This window comes from Cedecea davisae DSM 4568 (genome assembly GCF_000412335.2).
GTDB lineage: Bacteria > Pseudomonadota > Gammaproteobacteria > Enterobacterales > Enterobacteriaceae > Cedecea > Cedecea davisae.
On record NZ_KE161030.1, the window covers coordinates 1,508,663 to 1,524,499 of the forward strand.

Sequence of the window (15,837 nt, forward strand, 5' to 3'; positions counted from 1 at the left end):
AGCATGATTAAATATTTACTCGGAATGGTCGTCCTGCTGGCGGCAACATACGCCTCGGCAGACCGCATCCGCGACCTGACTACCGTTCAGGGCGTACGTGAAAACTCCCTGATTGGCTACGGCCTGGTGGTGGGACTTGACGGCACGGGCGACCAGACAACGCAGACGCCGTTTACCACCCAGAGCCTTAACAACATGCTCTCTCAACTGGGCATTACCGTGCCAACCGGCACCAACATGCAGCTGAAGAACGTAGCGGCGGTAATGGTTACCGCTAAATACCCGGCATTTGCGCGCGCGGGGCAAAATATTGATGTTGTCGTTTCCTCTATGGGTAACGCCAAAAGCCTGCGCGGCGGTACGCTGCTGATGACCCCGCTTAAAGGGGTGGATAACCAGGTTTATGCCCTGGCACAGGGCAACGTGCTGGTGGGCGGGGCAGGCGCGGCCGCGGGCGGCAGCAGCGTGCAGGTCAACCAGCTTAACGGCGGACGTATTACCGGTGGGGCGGTTGTTGAGCGCGAGCTGGCCGGAACCTTCGGTAACGGCAATACCCTGAACCTGCAGCTCAATGACGATGACTTCAGCCTGGCTCAGCAAATTACCGACACCATTAACCGTTCCCGCGGCTTCGGCAGCGCAACCGCGCTGGACGGACGCACCATTCAGATCCGCGTGCCAAGCGGCGGCAGCTCGCAGGTGCGCCTCCTGGCGGATATCCAGAATCTGGAAGTGAATATGCCGGTTCAGGATGCTCGCGTGGTGATTAACTCCCGTACCGGGTCGGTGGTGATGAACCGCGAAGTGACGCTGGACAACTGCGCCGTGGCTCAGGGCAACCTGTCGGTAACGGTTAATCGCCAGAACCAGGTCAGCCAGCCGAATACGCCGTTTGGCGGCGGCCAGACCGTGGTGACGCCGCAAACGCAAATCGATCTGCGCCAGAGCGGCGGGGCGGTACAGCGCGTGAATTCCAGCGCAAATCTGAACAACGTAGTGCGAGCGCTGAACGCGCTGGGCGCAACGCCAATCGATCTGATGTCGATTCTGCAATCCATGCAAAGCGCGGGCTGCCTGCGTGCGAAACTGGAAATCATCTGATGCTTAACGATACCCGTTCACTTGCTAATGCGGCTTTTGACGCCAACTCGCTTAACGATTTAAAAGCGAAGGCCGGGAAAGATCCGAGCGGCAACCTGAAAGAAGTTGCCCACCAGGTGGAGGGGATGTTTGTTCAGATGATGTTGAAAAGCATGCGCGAGGCGCTGCCGAAAGACGGTATTTTCAGCAGCGAGTCCACGCGCATGTATACCAGCATGTACGACCAGCAAATAGCCCAGCAGCTCAGCGCTAAAGGGCTGGGGCTGGCCGATGCAATGGTTAAGCAGATGGCCGGTGAGCAGGCGGAACCTTCGGAAATGGCCGGACAGGTGCCGTTAAAGCTCGACCCGCAGACGATAACCAGCTATCAAAATCAGACCCTGACGCAGCTTGTTCGTCAGGCGGTGCCGCGTGCGCCGTCTAATGAAGAGCCGATGAGCGGCGACAGCAAAGACTTCCTCGCCCAGCTCTCGCTTCCGGCGCGCCTGGCAAGTGAGGCGAGCGGCATTCCGCATCACCTGATTCTGGCGCAGGCCGCGCTGGAGTCCGGCTGGGGCCAGCGCCAGATCCGCACCGAAAAAGGCGAGCCGAGCTTTAACCTGTTTGGGGTTAAAGCAACATCGGGCTGGAAAGGGCCGACCACCGAAATTACCACGACCGAGTTTGAAAACGGCGAGGCGAAAAAGGTGAAAGCCAAATTCCGCGTTTACAGCTCTTACCTTGAAGCACTTTCGGACTATGTTGGCCTGCTGAGTAAGAACCCACGCTATGCCGCAGTTGCGAATGCGGTATCGGCAGAGCAGGGCGCACAGGCGCTGCAAAACGCCGGTTATGCCACAGACCCGAACTATGCACGCAAGCTGACCGGAATGATCCAGCAGCTGAAATCCATGAGCGACAAAGTTTCAAAAGCCTACAACACTGATTTGTCAAATTTGTTCTGATTAGACTCAAGTCTGGCCGCCTGCTGCCGATAATCATCAGCAGAACCTTTGACCACACGCTATTAAGGAACCTTCATGTCCAGTAGCCTGATTAACAGCGCCATGAGTGGCCTGAATGCTGCCCAGGCGGCGTTAAGCACCGTGAGTAACAACATTTCTAACTATAATGTTAACGGCTATACCCGTCAGACCACCATCCTCGGGCAAAGCAGCAGCACCCTGGTTAACAATAATACCTATGTAGGTAATGGCGTGTATGTCAGCGGCGTGCAGCGCGAATATGATTCGTTCATCACCAACCAGCTGCGCGCGGCGCAAACGCAGAATAGCGGTCTGGCAACCCAGTACCAGCAGATGTCTAAAATTGACAATATTCTGTCCGGCACCACCAACTCACTGTCTAAAACCATGCAGGACTTCTTCTCCAGCCTGCAAACGCTGACCAGTAACGCCCAGGATCCTGCGGCTCGTCAGGCGGTTTTGGGCAAAGCAGATGGCCTGGTAAACCAGTTCAAAGTTACCGACCAGTACCTGCGCGATCAGGACAAACAGGTTAACCTCGCCATCAGCAGCAGCGTAGACCAGATAAACACCTACGCTAAACAGATTGCTAACCTTAACGACCAGATCTCTCGTCTTAAAGGCGTTGGCGGCGGTACGGCACCAAACGACCTGCTGGATCAGCGCGATCAACTGGTGAGCCAGCTCAACCAGGTTGTTGGCGTGGAAGTCAGCGTCCAGGACAGCGGCACCTACAATATTACTATCGCCAACGGCCTGAGCATTGTTCAGGGGACTACGGCGAATCAGCTTGCAGCGGTAAATTCCAGCGCCGATCCTTCCCGCACCACGGTTGCTTTTGTTGACCCGGTTGCAGGCAATATGGAAATTCCGGAAGCACGGATCACGTCCGGCTCTCTGGGCGGAGTTATCGCCTTCCGTAGCCAGGACCTGGACAGTGCACGTAACCGTCTCGGACAGATGGCTCAGGCTTTTGCCAGCGCGTTCAACGCTCAGCACACTCAGGGCTATGATGCCAACGGCGACAAAGGCACCGACCTGTTCACCATCGGCGGACCTGCCGTACTGAGCAACAGCAAGAATACCGGTTCCGCCCAGCTGACCCCAACGTTTGCCGACAGCACCAAAGTGCAGGCCAGCGATTACAAAATTGAGTTCGTGAATAACGCGTGGCAGGTTACCCGCCTGTCCGATAACGCAACGATTAACCCGGGTTCAGCTACCGCACCAGACGGCAGCGTTAGCCTGAACTTTGATGGCCTGAAAGTGGGCGTTTCCGGCACGCCTGCCGCCAACGATAGCTTTATCGTGAAGCCCGTAGCTAATGTGGTCGGCGGCATGACGCTGGCGATTAAAGACGAAGCGAAACTGGCGCTGGCAAGCGACCCGACTTCCGGTAAGAGCGACAACCGCAATGCGCAGGCGATGCTCGATCTGCAAAACAAGAAGCAGATAGATGGCAATAAAACCTTTAACGATGCTTACGCTACTCTGGTGAGCGACGTGGGTAACAAAACCGCCAGCCTGAAGGTGACCAGCACCACCCAGAATAACGTGGTTACGCAGCTGACCAAGCAGCAGCAGTCTATCTCCGGGGTTAACCTCGACGAAGAGTACGGCAACCTGCAGCGTTATCAGCAATATTACCTGGCTAATGCTCAGGTTTTACAGACTGCGTCATCGCTGTTCGATGCGCTGCTTAATATTCGCTAACGGGGGCTAAAGCAATGCGTATCAGTACCCAAATGATGTATGACCAGAACATGCGCGGCGTCAGCGACGCGCAGAGTTTATGGTTAGGTTACGGCGAACAGATGAGCAGCGGGCTACGCGTCAACAAGCCGTCTGACGACCCGATTGCCGCCTCTCAGGCGGTAGTGCTCTCCCAGGCTCAGGCGCAGAACGATCAGTTCAAGCTGGCGCGGACTTTCGCCAACCAGAAAGTGTCTCTTGAAGAGAGCGTGCTGCAACAGGCGACGACTTCAATTGTGAGCGCCCAGGAAAGGATCGTTAATGCCGGTAACAGCGGCACGTTAAGCGATGACGACCGTGCGTCTCTGGCGACCGACCTTGAAGGTATTCGTAATCAGCTGATGAACCTTGCCAACAGTACCGACGGCAACGGTCGCTTTATTTTCGCCGGTTATAAAACCGAAGCGGAGCCTTTCACCGGAGCCGCCGGAAGCGTGACCTATAAAGGCGGAACGACCCCGATTACTCAGCAGGTTGATAGCGCACGTAATATGACTATTGGGCATACCGGTGATGAAGTCTTTAACCGTATTTCCAGCAACGCCACTCCTGAGCCGGACGGGTCACCGAGTGAAACCAACCTGTTTAATATGCTGGACTCCGCTATTAAGGCATTGAAAACGCCTGCGGCAGGGCTGGATGCAGCAGGGAAAAAAGCGCTTGATGATGTGGTAGCCAAAACCAACCGTGGCCTGGGTAACGCACTAAGCAACGTCTCTACCGTGCGTGCGGAGCTGGGTACTCAGCTTAACGAGTTAAGCAAGCTTGACGATTTAGGCAATGAACGTGCGCTGGGGCAGACTGACCAGATGAGCCAGCTGGTAGGGGCGGACTGGACTTCCACCGTTTCTAACTATGTTCAGCAGCAGGCCGCCTTACAGGCAGCTTATAAAACCTTTAGCGATATGCAGGGCATGTCTCTGTTCCAGCTAAATAGCCGATAAGTTTTACGATTTGGGCGCGCCATGAAACTGGGTGCGCCTTCTCTGCCCGCTTCCGCACCCCGGAGCGGGCTTTTTTTATCTTGAAGGCCGGTTACCAGCCGCAGACGTCGTGCTCATTTTCCGTATCGTAGGCGCGTACGGTATTCACCAGATCCTTTACGACCTCGGCGGCAACGTCCGGTATCAGCAGCGTCATCGGCGCTTCTGTCTCGTAATCTACGGAAACGCCGTTGCTGTTGTTGGTCACGGTGACGGTATAAGTTGCCTTGCCCATGATTAGCCCTTATGAGTATTGACGACTTTACCCAGGCCTGCGCCTTCCAGGGCCGCATCCGGCGCGGCGAAAAAGTCGATATTGAAATAAGTGTCTTCGGTTAACAGTTCAATGCGATGCCATTTCTGCGGCGGGGAAATGCCGAAGGTTCCTGCCTCAATGACGATTTCCATATCCGGCTGCGTAGCTTCTGCGTCCGGGAAACCGAAATATTTCACCGCGCCTTTCATCACCGAGAGCCTGCCATAGACGCCAGCTTTTGTGTTGTGGTGGGTGAACAGCGCCTGAGGGGCAGTATCTTTAGTCCAGAACGGCGTGGAGCGGGTGTGAAGATAGCTTTGCGGGATAATGTTCATATTCATTCCTCTGACTACATAGACCGGAGTACATCCGGGGACACGAAGAAATCGATGTTAAACAACGCATCGTCGGTCATCAGCTCGATGTGATGCCACTTTTCCGGTGGAAACACGCCGAAATGCCCGGCGTTAATAATCAGTTCCGTTTCCGGCTCGGGAGCGTGTTCATCGGCGAAGCCCAGGTAGCGAACTTGCCCGCGCATCACGCTGAGGCGAGGGTAGACGCCCTGGCGGGTGCCTTTATCGAGATGGCGCTGAAACAGTCCGGCGGGCGCGGTGTCTTTGTCCCAGAAGGGGGAGGAGCGGGTATGGATGCAGTTTGGTGGAATTCGCAGCATGAGATTTTCTCCTCATCTTGTGCTGCAGGTATTAAATCACGCGGGTGGAAAGCGGGTTTGACATAAAGTGCATTTTAAATGCATCTTTAATGGGTAGAAGATTACTCCCTTTTAATTAGCCCACTGCAGGCAATAAAAAAGCCGGTCATTTGACCGGCTTTTGGCATTACGCTTGAGGGTTACTCGGCGCTTTGCGGGCGAGTAGCCGGGGCGGTTGCCTGGTGGCTGGCGCTGTGGCCGCCGGCAGAACCTTTACCGCTGAACTCGAAGTCAGGGCGAACCCAGTCGCTCTGGCGTGGCGCTTCAGGCGTATAATCCGGAGCCGGCGCGCGGGTCATCGGAGAAGACGCCACGACAGCGGCAACAGCAGGTTCAGCCTTCACGACTGGCTTAGCCGGTGCAGCTTCTACAGTCGGTTTGGCTTCTTCAACTACCGCGGCCGGAGCTTCAACAACGGGCTCAACTACGGCTTCCTGAACGGCCGCCGGGGCTGGTTCAGCAACTTCCGCCGCCTGAGAGACTACAGGCTCAGCTTCTTCCTGTACGGGTTCAGCTTGCTCAGCAATCTCTTCGGCTACGGTTTCGTCTTCGGCAGCAATCAGCTGTGGCTGTTCGCTAACCGGGGCTTCAATCACTTCCGGGTGAGAGGTTTCAACCGGCGCGCTTTCAACCACGACTTCTTCAGCTTTAACAGGTTCTACAACCTGAACTTCAGCCACCGGAGCTGCCGCTTCGGCTACCGGAGTGTACGGAGCGTCTTCATGAGCCTGGAAGACTTCATCCTGAGCGACCTGGTCCTGCGGGCGGGCAATCGGATAAGTGATAAACACTTTGCCGGAAGCCAGCTCAGGAGAGGCACAGGCGCTTGCCAGCGGCATTGGAGACACTGCCGGGTAGCGCTCGTCTCGGTAGCGGCGACGGCGCTGGCCGCTCACGCGCAGGTGGCGAGGGGAACGGCGTGAACGGCGCGGCATGCCGGCAGTTTCACGGTTATCCGCGCCGTCATCCTGCTGTTCGGCAGAAACCGGAGCGTCAACCACGGCCGGAAGCGGGATAGTTGCCAGTTCGGTGCTCGCCTCTTGAACCTTAGCTTCTTCCGCTGCCGGAGCGACTTCGGATTCAAAGCGTACTTTCTGGGTCAGCTGGCGCGGTTTGCGACGCTGCATCACCTGGGTACGTTCTTCCTGCTCGGCTTCAGGCTCGACGGCAACGTCGCGCTGCAACTCTTTCACTTCCTGCTGCGCCTGACGTTTATCGTCAGAACGGCGGCGGTTGCGTTCGCGGCGTGGCTGCTGTTCGTCACGGGACTTCGGCTGCTTCTCGGTTTCTTCAACCGCGCTTACGTTCTGGCGAACTTCACGGGTTTCCGCATTCTGCTGCTGTCCGTTACGGCGGTTACGGCGGTTATCATCACGGCCTTCACGCGGCTCGCGAGCTTCACGCCCTTCGCTGTTGCGGTTATCACGGCCTTCACGGTTATCGCGATCGCGGTTGTTACGGTCGCCACGCTCATTACGCTCGCCGCGGTCACGGCGGTTGTTGTTCTGGCGACGGTTGTTGCGGCGATCCTGACGCTGGGCATCGGTCGCTGCGGTTTTCTCTTCTTCTTTAACTTCTTTTACCGGGGCTGCGGTTTCATCACCGGCAAACAGTTTTTTCAGCGCGGAGAAGAAGCGGCTAACCAGGCCTGGCTGAGCTTCAGCATTGGCTTTCGGCTGAGCGGCTGGTGCGGCCTTCACGGCAGCGGCTGGTTTAGCCGCAGCGGATTCTTCCGGCACCGGCGGAACTTCTGGCATCACGAAGGTTGCCAGAGCAGGCTGTTCAGGGCGTTTACGCTCGGCGAACTCTTCTTCGGACGGCATCGCCATCTCTTCTTCATGCAGCTTAGGCAGCATGTAGCTGAGGGTATGAGTCTCTTCGCCTTTGCGCACGCGCAGTACGGAATAGTGCGGGGTTTCCATCTGGTCGTTTGGCACGATGATGGCTTTCACGCCGCCCTGGCGTTTTTCAATCGCGCTTACCGCATCACGTTTTTCGTTCAGCAAGTAAGAGGCAATCGGCACGGGCACGATGGCGTGAACTTCTTTGGTGTTCTCCTTCAGCGCTTCTTCTTCAATCAGACGCAGGATGGAGAGCGACAGAGATTCGTTATCGCGAACGGTGCCGGTACCGCTACAGCGCGGGCAGACGTGGTGGCTGGACTCGCCCAGCGACGGGCTAAGGCGCTGACGCGACATTTCCAGCAGGCCAAAACGAGAGATATGGCTTATCTGGATACGCGCTCTGTCCTGGCGAACGGCTTCGCGCAGACGGTTTTCAACCGCACGCTGGTGGCGAACCGGCGTCATGTCGATGAAGTCGATAACGATCAGGCCACCGAGGTCGCGCAGGCGCAGCTGGCGAGCAATTTCATCGGCTGCTTCAAGGTTGGTATTGAACGCAGTTTCTTCGATATCGCCGCCGCGGGTTGCTCGCGCGGAGTTGATGTCGATGGCGGTCAGCGCTTCGGTAGAGTCGATAACAATCGACCCGCCGGACGGCAGACGGACTTCACGCTGGAAGGCGGACTCAATCTGCGACTCAATCTGATAGTGGCTGAACAGCGGGATTTCACCGGTGTAGAGCTTAATTTTGCTGCTGAAATCCGGACGACCCAGCGCGGCGATGTGCTGGCGAGCCAGTTCGAGGACTTTCGGGTTATCGATCAGGATTTCGCCGATGTCCTGGCGCAGATAGTCGCGGAAGGCACGAACAATAACGTTGCTTTCCTGGTGGATCAGGAACGGAGCAGGGCGGTTTTCTGCCGCTTTCTGGATAGCTTCCCAGTGCTTCAGGCGGAAGCTCAGGTCCCACTGCAGCGCCTCGGCGGATTTACCCACGCCGGCGGTACGCACGATAAGACCCATGCCGTCCGGCAGCTCCAGCGAGGAGAGGGCTTCTTTTAATTCGGTACGGTCGTCACCTTCGATACGCCGTGAAATACCGCCGGCGCGAGGGTTGTTTGGCATCAGAACCAGGTAGCTACCCGCGAGGCTGATAAAGGTGGTTAATGCCGCGCCTTTATTGCCGCGCTCTTCTTTATCAATCTGAACAATAACTTCCTGGCCTTCACGCAGCACGTCTTTAATATTCGGACGGCCATGAGAGGAATAGTTGGACGGGAAGTATTCGCGAGCGATTTCTTTCAGAGGAAGGAAACCGTGTCTTTCTGCGCCGTAATCAACAAACGCCGCTTCCAGACTTGGTTCAATACGGGTGATTTTGCCTTTATAGATGTTCGCTTTTTTCTGTTCGTGTCCAGGGCTTTCGATATCCAGATCGTACAGGCGCTGCCCATCTACAAGGGCGACACGCAACTCTTCTTGCTGAGTTGCGTTGATTAGCATTCTTTTCATCGTAACTTACTCATTATTCTTACATTGGCGACAGAGCTGCGGACATGGTAACGCTAACCGGGAGTGAACCGATGGCCTCGTGACTAAACGCGTAGTCGCCAACCTCACGGTTGTCGCTGGCTGAGAGGCGCAAAGTGTCGGTTGCCTGTATTTCATACGGGAATACAGCGCAATTATCGTGGGAATAACCTCAGAATATTTCTTAAAAGTTGATTCCATTTTACCGGTCAGGCTGCAACCCGCAGCCCGCTAACTGCCTGAAAGTACAATACGTCTTACGCCATTGCTGCGTGGATGAACGTTCAGGCAAAATTGGTCTTTCCGCAAATTTTCTTGTTCTAACAAGTTTCAACACGGAAAACGGCAACATTATTCCACTGCTACGCTTGTTATAGCAAGATGACTTTTGCTATTAGTGCCCTGTTTCTTACAGTTTTTTAACCCACGTTTTGACTCTGGTACGGCTAACGAGGCAAACGCTGGCGCAAACGGTTTAAAACAGGACAGATTGTCAGTTAAGCACATAAAAATGAGTGGCGCTACGCGCGTGGGCTATTTAGAATCGCCGACCATGAAAACAGAGACTCCTTCAGTAAAAATCGTTGCTATTTCCGCCGATGAGGCCGGGCAACGTATCGATAACTTTTTGCTCGCCCGCCTGAAAGGCGTGCCAAAAAGTATGATTTATCGCATCGTGCGTAAAGGTGAGGTGCGGGTAAACAAAAAACGCATCAAGCCCGAGTACAAACTTGAAGCCGGTGACGAAGTGCGTATCCCGCCGGTGCGCGTGGCCGAGCGTGAAGAAGAGGCCGTTTCCCCGCATCTGCAAAAAGTGGCGGCGCTGACCGATGCCATCCTTTATGAAGATGACCATATTCTGGTGCTCAACAAACCGTCCGGCACCGCAGTACACGGCGGCAGCGGCCTGAGCTTTGGCGTTATTGAAGGGCTGCGCGCCCTGCGCCCGGAAGCCCGCTTCCTCGAGCTGGTGCACCGCCTTGACCGCGATACATCCGGCGTTCTGCTGGTCGCCAAAAAACGCTCTGCGCTGCGTTCTTTGCATGAGCAATTGCGTGAGAAGGGGATGCAGAAAGACTATCTGGCGCTGGTTCGCGGGCAGTGGCAGTCCCACGTTAAAGCCGTGCAGGCTCCGCTGCTGAAAAATATTCTGCAAAGCGGGGAGCGCATTGTGCGGGTGAACAGCGAGGGGAAACCTTCAGAAACGCGCTTTAAAGTAGAAGAGCGCTATGAGTTCGCGACCCTGATGCGCTGTAGCCCGATTACCGGCCGTACCCACCAGATCCGCGTCCACACGCTGCACGCCGGGCATCCTATTGCCTTTGACGATCGCTACGGCGACCGTGAGTTTGATAAACAGCTGGCGGGAACCGGCCTTAACCGTCTGTTCCTGCACGCCGCCGCGCTGAAGTTTACCCATCCGAATACCGGCGAGGTGATTCGTATTGAGGCGCCGCTGGACGACCAGCTTAAGCGCTGCCTCACGGTATTACGCAACGCTAAGTAAAGTTTAACGCTCCGCCCCGGCGGAGCGTTTTTGTTTAAGCCAGCAGAGGGTTACAGCCTTCGTTGCGCAGCATTTCGCACAGGCTAATCAGCGGCAGGCCAATTAAAGTATTCGGATCTTTTCCCTCAAGCCGGTTAAACAGCGTAATACCCAGCCCTTCGCTCTTAAAGCTCCCGGCGCACTGCAGCGGCTGCTCTTTTTGCACGTAGCGGTGAATTTCTTCTTCGCTCAGATGGCGAAAATGGACGTCGAAGGGTTCGCACAGAGTTTGCAACTGACCGTTCTGCGAATTATAAAGCGCCAGCCCGGTATAAAAGGTCACAATAGTGCCGCGCGCCTGCAATAATTGCTGAACGGCATTCTCTTCGGTGTGCGGTTTTCCGGCAATTTGATTATTCAGTACACAAACCTGATCGGAGCCGATAATAAGATGCTCAGGATAATGTTCTTTTAATGCCTGGGCTTTGGCCTGAGCCAGGCGTGTGACCAACTGCCGTGCATCTTCGCCCGGGCGTGGCGTTTCATCGACCTGCGGAGCGGCGGCAATAAAAGGCAGGCCCAGTTTCTCCAGCAGGCTGCGGCGGAACGGGGAAGTGGATGCGAGAACAATCGGTTTCATATTTTTATCATTAAAGATAGCGAATTGGATAAAGGCATTTTAAACTGTGTCGCCGCAATGTGTGCGAATAAATGGCAAAAGGCGCTGTTCCCAGGCCTTTTTCTTTGACTCTATGACGTTACAAAGTTAATATGCGCGCCCTATGCAAAAGGTAAAATTACCCCTGACTCTTGATCCGGTTCGTACGGCTCAAAAACGCCTTGATTATGAGGGAGTGTATGCTTCCGATCAGGTTGAGCGTATTGCCGCATCTGTAGTCAGTGTGGACAGTGATGTAGAATGCTCCATGAGATTCGCTATCGATAACCAGCGCCTCGCGGTAATAACCGGTGATGCAAAGGTGACGGTAACGCTCGAATGCCAGCGTTGCGGGAAACCGTTTGTGCGTCATGTTCACACAACATATTGTTTCAGTCCGGTTCGCTCCGACGAACAGGCTGAGGCACTCCCGGAAGCGTATGAGCCGATTGAGGTTAACGAATTCGGTGAAATCGATCTGCGGGCGCTGGTAGAAGATGAAGTTATCCTCTCCTTGCCTGTAGTTCCGGTGCATGATTCTGAACACTGTGAAGTGTCCGAGGCGGACATGGTCTTTGGCAAACTGCCTGAAGAGGCGGAGAAACCAAACCCATTTGCCGTATTAGCCAGTTTAAAGCGTAAGTAATTGAGGAGTAAGGTCCATGGCCGTACAACAGAATAAACCAACCCGTTCCAAACGTGGCATGCGTCGTTCCCATGACGCGCTGACCACCACCACCCTGTCCGTGGACAAAGTTTCTGGCGAAACTCATCTGCGTCACCACATCACTGCCGACGGTTTCTACCGCGGCCGTAAGGTTATCGCTAAGTAATCTGGCGCAACCTTGAGACGTCTAACCCTAGCGTTAGATGCCATGGGTGGGGACTTCGGTCCTTCCGTGACAGTGCCTGCAGCTTTGCAGGCACTGGACTCTGACTCTTCGCTAAACCTTCTTTTAGTCGGCAATCCCGACGCAATCACGCCATTACTTGCCAAAGCTGATTTCGAGCAACGCTCACGTCTGCAGATTATCCCTGCGGAATCGGTTATTGCCAGTGATGCCAGACCGTCTCAGGCGATCCGCGCCAGCCGTGGGTCGTCAATGCGTATTGCGCTTGAGCTGGTAAAAGAGGGGCGTGCAGAGGCCTGCGTCAGCGCCGGAAACACCGGGGCGTTGATGGGGCTGGCTAAATTATTGCTCAAGCCGATTGAAGGCATTGAGCGCCCGGCGCTGGTGACGGTATTGCCGCATCAGCAGAAGGGCAAAACGGTGGTGCTCGATCTCGGCGCCAACGTAGACTGCGACAGCACGATGCTGGTCCAGTTTGCCATTATGGGTTCCGTAATGGCCGAAGAAGTGCTCGGCGTAAGTCGGCCGCGCGTGGCGCTGCTGAATATCGGCGAGGAAGAGACCAAGGGGCTGGACAGTATCCGCGATGCCTCAGCATTACTAAAAACAATGCCTTCGATGAACTATATTGGATACCTTGAGGCCAACGAACTGTTGACCGGTAAAACCGATGTTCTGGTTTGTGACGGCTTTGTCGGCAATGTCACACTCAAGACGATGGAAGGTGTTGTCAGGATGTTCCTTTCGCTGCTGAAATCGCAGGGTGAAGGAAAAAAAAGGTCGTGGTGGCTGATAATATTGAAGAAATGGCTACAAAAACGCCTGATAAGGCGATTCAGTCACCTCAACCCCGACCAGTACAATGGCGCCTGTCTGTTAGGATTGCGCGGCACGGTGATTAAGAGCCACGGTGCGGCCAATCAGCGAGCGTTTGCTGTCGCGATTGAACAGGCAGTGCAGGCGGTGCGGCGGCAAGTTCCCACCAGAATTGCTGCCCGCCTGGAATCTGTATTACCCAAGAGTGATTGAGCGTAAATGCATACGAAGATTATTGGTACCGGCAGCTACCTGCCTGAACAAGTGCGTACTAACGCTGACCTGGAAAAAATGGTTGATACCTCTGACGAGTGGATCGTCACCCGTACCGGTATCCGTGAGCGCCATATCGCCGGGCCTGATGAAACCGTGTCAACCATGGGTTACGCAGCCGCTACCCGTGCGCTGGAGATGGCCGGCATTGATAAAAATGACATCGGCTTAATCGTCGTTGCCACGACTTCGTCAACGCATGCTTTCCCGAGCGCGGCCTGCCAGATTCAGGCGATGCTGGGCATTAAAGGCTGCCCGGCATTTGACGTAGCCGCTGCCTGCGCGGGCTTTACCTACGCGCTGAGCGTTGCCGATCAGTATGTTAAATCTGGCGCGGTAAAAAATGCGCTGGTGATCGGCGCTGACGTGCTGGCGCGCACCTGCGATCCGACCGATCGCGGCACAATTATTATTTTTGGTGACGGGGCCGGTGCTGTGGTACTGGGCGCGTCCGAAGAGCAGGGCATCATCTCTACCCATCTGCATGCGGACGGGAGTTATGGTGAGCTGCTGACTCTGCCGAATGCCGATCGCGTGAATCCTGAGAATTCAATTCACCTGACGATGGCCGGTAATGAAGTCTTTAAAGTCGCGGTGACCGAACTGGCTCACATTGTTGACGAAACCCTGGAAGCGAACAATCTCGATCGCTCAGCCCTCGACTGGCTGGTGCCGCACCAGGCTAACCTGCGTATCATCAGCGCAACCGCGAAAAAGCTCGGTATGCCGATGGATAACGTGGTGGTTACCCTGGACAGACACGGGAACACCTCTGCCGCGTCGGTTCCGGCCGCGCTGGATGAAGCAGTGCGTGACGGTCGTATCAAGCGTGGCCAACTGGTACTGCTTGAGGCGTTCGGCGGCGGCTTTACCTGGGGTTCAGCTCTGGTTCGTTTTTGATTAAAGGAATTTTCAACATGACGCAATTCGCTTTTGTTTTCCCGGGACAAGGCTCCCAGTCTGTTGGCATGCTGGCTGAACTTGCCGCCGCTAATCCGGTGATTGAAGCTACTTTCCGCGAAGCTTCCGACGCGCTGGGCTATGACCTGTGGGCGTTGGCTCAGCAGGGCCCGGCCGAAGAGCTGAACAAAACCTGGCAGACTCAGCCTGCGCTGCTGACCGCTTCAGTTGCCTTATGGCGTCTGTGGCAGCAGAAGGGTGGTAAAAGCCCTGTTCTGCTGGCGGGCCATAGCCTGGGGGAATACTCCGCGCTGGTGTGTGCCGGTGTGATTAATTTCGCCGATGCCGTTCGCCTGGTCGAACTGCGCGGTAAACTGATGCAGGATGCCGTGCCTGAAGGCACCGGCGCTATGTCCGCCATTATCGGTCTTGACGACGCCTCCATCGCGAAAGCGTGTGAAGAAGCGGCGCAGGGGCAGGTTGTTTCTCCGGTGAACTTTAACTCGCCTGGTCAGGTTGTGATTGCCGGTAACAAAGAAGCCGTAGAACGTGCGGGTGCCGCATGTAAAGCTGCGGGCGCGAAACGTGCTCTGCCGCTGCCGGTTAGCGTGCCGTCTCACTGCGCGCTGATGAAACCTGCTGCCGACAAACTGGCGGTTGCGCTCGAAGAGATTACGTTTAATGCACCGACAGTTCCGGTAGTAAACAACGTCGATGTAAAATGTGAAACTTCGCCGGAAGCTATCCGTAGCGCGCTGGTTCGCCAGCTCTACAGCCCGGTGCAGTGGACGAAGTCAGTAGAATTTATGGCGGCGCAGGGCGTATCTCAGCTGCTGGAAGTCGGTCCGGGTAAAGTGCTGACCGGCCTGACTAAGCGCATTGTTGACACCATGACGGCGACGGCGATTAACGAGCCGGCTACGCTGTCAGCGGCGCTTGAACAATAAAACGAGGAAGACCATGAGTTTTGAAGGAAAAATTGCGCTGGTAACCGGCGCAAGCCGCGGTATCGGCCGCGCTATCGCTGAGACCTTAGTGGCTCGCGGCGCAAAAGTTATCGGTACTGCGACCAGCGAAAGCGGCGCGCAGGCTATCAGTGACTATCTGGGCGCGAACGGTAAAGGTTTCATGCTCAACGTGACCGACTCGGCTTCTATCGACTCGGTGCTCGGCAGCATTCGTGCAGAGTTTGGCGAAGTGGACATTCTGGTCAACAATGCCGGGATCACTCGTGATAACTTGCTGATGCGCATGAAAGATGACGAGTGGAACGATATTATCGAAACCAACCTGTCATCTGTTTTCCGTCTGTCAAAAGCGGTAATGCGAGCTATGATGAAAAAGCGTCATGGGCGTATTATCACTATCGGTTCTGTGGTTGGTACCATGGGAAATGCTGGTCAGGCTAACTACGCTGCGGCGAAGGCTGGTTTGATTGGCTTCAGTAAATCACTGGCGCGCGAAGTTGCGTCGCGTGGTATTACTGTAAACGTTGTTGCTCCGGGCTTTATTGAAACGGACATGACGCGTGCGCTCTCTGATGAACAGCGTGCGGGTATTCTGGCACAGGTTCCTGCGGGTCGCTTAGGCGACGCAAAAGAAATTGCCAGTGCTGTAGCATTCTTAGCCTCTGACGAAGCCGGGTACATCTCTGGTGAGACCCTGCACGTCAACGGCGGAATGTACATGGTTTAATCACGGTGAAAA

Annotated in this window: 16 protein-coding genes; 11 read left to right on the forward strand and 5 right to left on the reverse strand. The window is 55.4% G+C overall.

The annotated features are described in order from the left end of the window. The first annotated feature begins 3 nt into the window (after nt 1-3). The 4 genes from HMPREF0201_RS07055 (at nt 4) to flgL (ending at nt 4,762) form a co-directional block, all read left to right on the forward strand. On the forward strand, nt 4-1,101 hold the full coding sequence (locus HMPREF0201_RS07055; RefSeq protein ID WP_016535844.1) for a flagellar basal body P-ring protein FlgI: 1,098 nt from the start codon (nt 4-6) through the stop codon (nt 1,099-1,101). Next, nucleotides 1,101-2,045 (forward strand): flagellar assembly peptidoglycan hydrolase FlgJ, encoded by a 945-nt coding sequence (flgJ, locus tag HMPREF0201_RS07060; protein WP_016535845.1) that lies wholly within the window; start codon nt 1,101-1,103, stop codon nt 2,043-2,045. Before HMPREF0201_RS07055 ends, flgJ begins: the two co-directional genes overlap by 1 nt. A gap of 75 nt (nt 2,046-2,120) precedes the next feature. Beyond that, the gene (gene flgK, locus HMPREF0201_RS07065; RefSeq protein ID WP_016535846.1) at nt 2,121-3,779 is read left to right on the forward strand and encodes a flagellar hook-associated protein FlgK; all 1,659 of its coding nucleotides are present in this window, start codon (nt 2,121-2,123) and stop codon (nt 3,777-3,779) included. A 14-nt stretch (nt 3,780-3,793) separates the two neighbouring features. Beyond that, a complete protein-coding gene (flgL, locus tag HMPREF0201_RS07070; RefSeq protein ID WP_016535847.1) occupies nt 3,794-4,762 on the forward strand; it encodes a flagellar hook-associated protein FlgL in 969 nt (322 codons plus the stop codon). Nucleotides 4,763-4,853: 91 nt separating this feature from the next. Here flgL and HMPREF0201_RS07075 read toward each other — a convergent pair whose 3' ends face one another. The 4 genes from HMPREF0201_RS07075 to rne form a co-directional block, all read right to left on the reverse strand. After that, nucleotides 4,854-5,036 (reverse strand): DUF1869 domain-containing protein, encoded by a 183-nt coding sequence (locus HMPREF0201_RS07075; protein ID WP_016535848.1) that lies wholly within the window; start codon nt 5,034-5,036, stop codon nt 4,854-4,856. A 2-nt stretch (nt 5,037-5,038) separates the two neighbouring features. Continuing rightward, the gene (locus HMPREF0201_RS07080; RefSeq protein WP_039898085.1) at nt 5,039-5,392 is read right to left on the reverse strand and encodes a TehB family protein; all 354 of its coding nucleotides are present in this window, start codon (nt 5,390-5,392) and stop codon (nt 5,039-5,041) included. A gap of 14 nt (nt 5,393-5,406) precedes the next feature. Continuing rightward, complete coding sequence (locus HMPREF0201_RS07085) at nt 5,407-5,733, reverse strand: TehB family protein (protein ID WP_016535850.1); 327 nt, start codon at nt 5,731-5,733, stop codon at nt 5,407-5,409. A gap of 179 nt (nt 5,734-5,912) precedes the next feature. Then, on the reverse strand, nt 5,913-9,128 hold the full coding sequence (gene rne, locus HMPREF0201_RS07090) for a ribonuclease E (RefSeq protein ID WP_016535851.1): 3,216 nt from the start codon (nt 9,126-9,128) through the stop codon (nt 5,913-5,915). A 571-nt stretch (nt 9,129-9,699) separates the two neighbouring features. On the opposite strand from rne, the gene rluC reads away from it, so the two are divergent. Continuing rightward, complete coding sequence (rluC, locus tag HMPREF0201_RS07095) at nt 9,700-10,653, forward strand: 23S rRNA pseudouridine(955/2504/2580) synthase RluC (protein WP_167344794.1); 954 nt, start codon at nt 9,700-9,702, stop codon at nt 10,651-10,653. Nucleotides 10,654-10,687: 34 nt separating this feature from the next. Here the strand turns inward: rluC and HMPREF0201_RS07100 are convergent, their stop codons facing one another. Further along, entirely contained in the window at nt 10,688-11,272 is a 585-nt protein-coding gene (locus tag HMPREF0201_RS07100; protein ID WP_016535854.1) for a Maf family protein, read from the reverse strand. 142 nt (nt 11,273-11,414) lie between these two features. Here HMPREF0201_RS07100 and yceD point away from each other — a divergent pair, with 142 nt between their 5' ends. Genes yceD through fabG form a run of 6 tightly spaced genes read left to right on the forward strand, consistent with a single transcriptional unit; the run spans nt 11,415 to nt 15,825 of the window. Beyond that, the gene (gene yceD / locus HMPREF0201_RS07105; protein WP_016535855.1) at nt 11,415-11,936 is read left to right on the forward strand and encodes a 23S rRNA accumulation protein YceD; all 522 of its coding nucleotides are present in this window, start codon (nt 11,415-11,417) and stop codon (nt 11,934-11,936) included. 16 nt (nt 11,937-11,952) lie between these two features. After that, nucleotides 11,953-12,123 (forward strand): 50S ribosomal protein L32, encoded by a 171-nt coding sequence (gene rpmF / locus HMPREF0201_RS07110; RefSeq protein ID WP_016535856.1) that lies wholly within the window; start codon nt 11,953-11,955, stop codon nt 12,121-12,123. 12 nt (nt 12,124-12,135) lie between these two features. Next, nucleotides 12,136-13,170 (forward strand): phosphate acyltransferase PlsX, encoded by a 1,035-nt coding sequence (gene plsX / locus HMPREF0201_RS07115; RefSeq protein ID WP_071704086.1) that lies wholly within the window; start codon nt 12,136-12,138, stop codon nt 13,168-13,170. A gap of 6 nt (nt 13,171-13,176) precedes the next feature. Then, on the forward strand, nt 13,177-14,130 hold the full coding sequence (locus HMPREF0201_RS07120; RefSeq protein WP_016535858.1) for a beta-ketoacyl-ACP synthase III: 954 nt from the start codon (nt 13,177-13,179) through the stop codon (nt 14,128-14,130). 17 nt (nt 14,131-14,147) lie between these two features. Beyond that, nucleotides 14,148-15,077 carry an ACP S-malonyltransferase gene (gene fabD, locus HMPREF0201_RS07125; RefSeq protein ID WP_039898087.1) on the forward strand — a complete coding sequence of 310 codons (930 nt, stop codon included), beginning with the start codon at nt 14,148-14,150 and terminating at the stop codon, nt 15,075-15,077. A gap of 13 nt (nt 15,078-15,090) precedes the next feature. Beyond that, nucleotides 15,091-15,825 (forward strand): 3-oxoacyl-ACP reductase FabG, encoded by a 735-nt coding sequence (gene fabG, locus HMPREF0201_RS07130; RefSeq protein ID WP_016535860.1) that lies wholly within the window; start codon nt 15,091-15,093, stop codon nt 15,823-15,825. The last annotated feature ends 12 nt before the right edge of the window (nt 15,826-15,837 follow it).

Coding starts and splice junctions, on each gene's coding strand:
- HMPREF0201_RS07075 (WP_016535848.1), bottom strand. CDS start 5,036: ATGGGCAAGGCAACTTATACCGTCACCGTGACCAACAACAGCAACGGC.
- flgJ (WP_016535845.1), top strand. CDS start 1,101: ATGCTTAACGATACCCGTTCACTTGCTAATGCGGCTTTTGACGCCAAC.
- yceD (WP_016535855.1), top strand. CDS start 11,415: ATGCAAAAGGTAAAATTACCCCTGACTCTTGATCCGGTTCGTACGGCT.
- rne (WP_016535851.1), bottom strand. CDS start 9,128: ATGAAAAGAATGCTAATCAACGCAACTCAGCAAGAAGAGTTGCGTGTC.
- rluC (WP_167344794.1), top strand. CDS start 9,700: ATGAAAACAGAGACTCCTTCAGTAAAAATCGTTGCTATTTCCGCCGAT.
- fabD (WP_039898087.1), top strand. CDS start 14,148: ATGACGCAATTCGCTTTTGTTTTCCCGGGACAAGGCTCCCAGTCTGTT.
- HMPREF0201_RS07100 (WP_016535854.1), bottom strand. CDS start 11,272: ATGAAACCGATTGTTCTCGCATCCACTTCCCCGTTCCGCCGCAGCCTG.
- flgL (WP_016535847.1), top strand. CDS start 3,794: ATGCGTATCAGTACCCAAATGATGTATGACCAGAACATGCGCGGCGTC.
- HMPREF0201_RS07085 (WP_016535850.1), bottom strand. CDS start 5,733: ATGCTGCGAATTCCACCAAACTGCATCCATACCCGCTCCTCCCCCTTC.
- HMPREF0201_RS07120 (WP_016535858.1), top strand. CDS start 13,177: ATGCATACGAAGATTATTGGTACCGGCAGCTACCTGCCTGAACAAGTG.
- rpmF (WP_016535856.1), top strand. CDS start 11,953: ATGGCCGTACAACAGAATAAACCAACCCGTTCCAAACGTGGCATGCGT.
- HMPREF0201_RS07055 (WP_016535844.1), top strand. CDS start 4: ATGATTAAATATTTACTCGGAATGGTCGTCCTGCTGGCGGCAACATAC.
- flgK (WP_016535846.1), top strand. CDS start 2,121: ATGTCCAGTAGCCTGATTAACAGCGCCATGAGTGGCCTGAATGCTGCC.
- HMPREF0201_RS07080 (WP_039898085.1), bottom strand. CDS start 5,392: ATGAACATTATCCCGCAAAGCTATCTTCACACCCGCTCCACGCCGTTC.
- fabG (WP_016535860.1), top strand. CDS start 15,091: ATGAGTTTTGAAGGAAAAATTGCGCTGGTAACCGGCGCAAGCCGCGGT.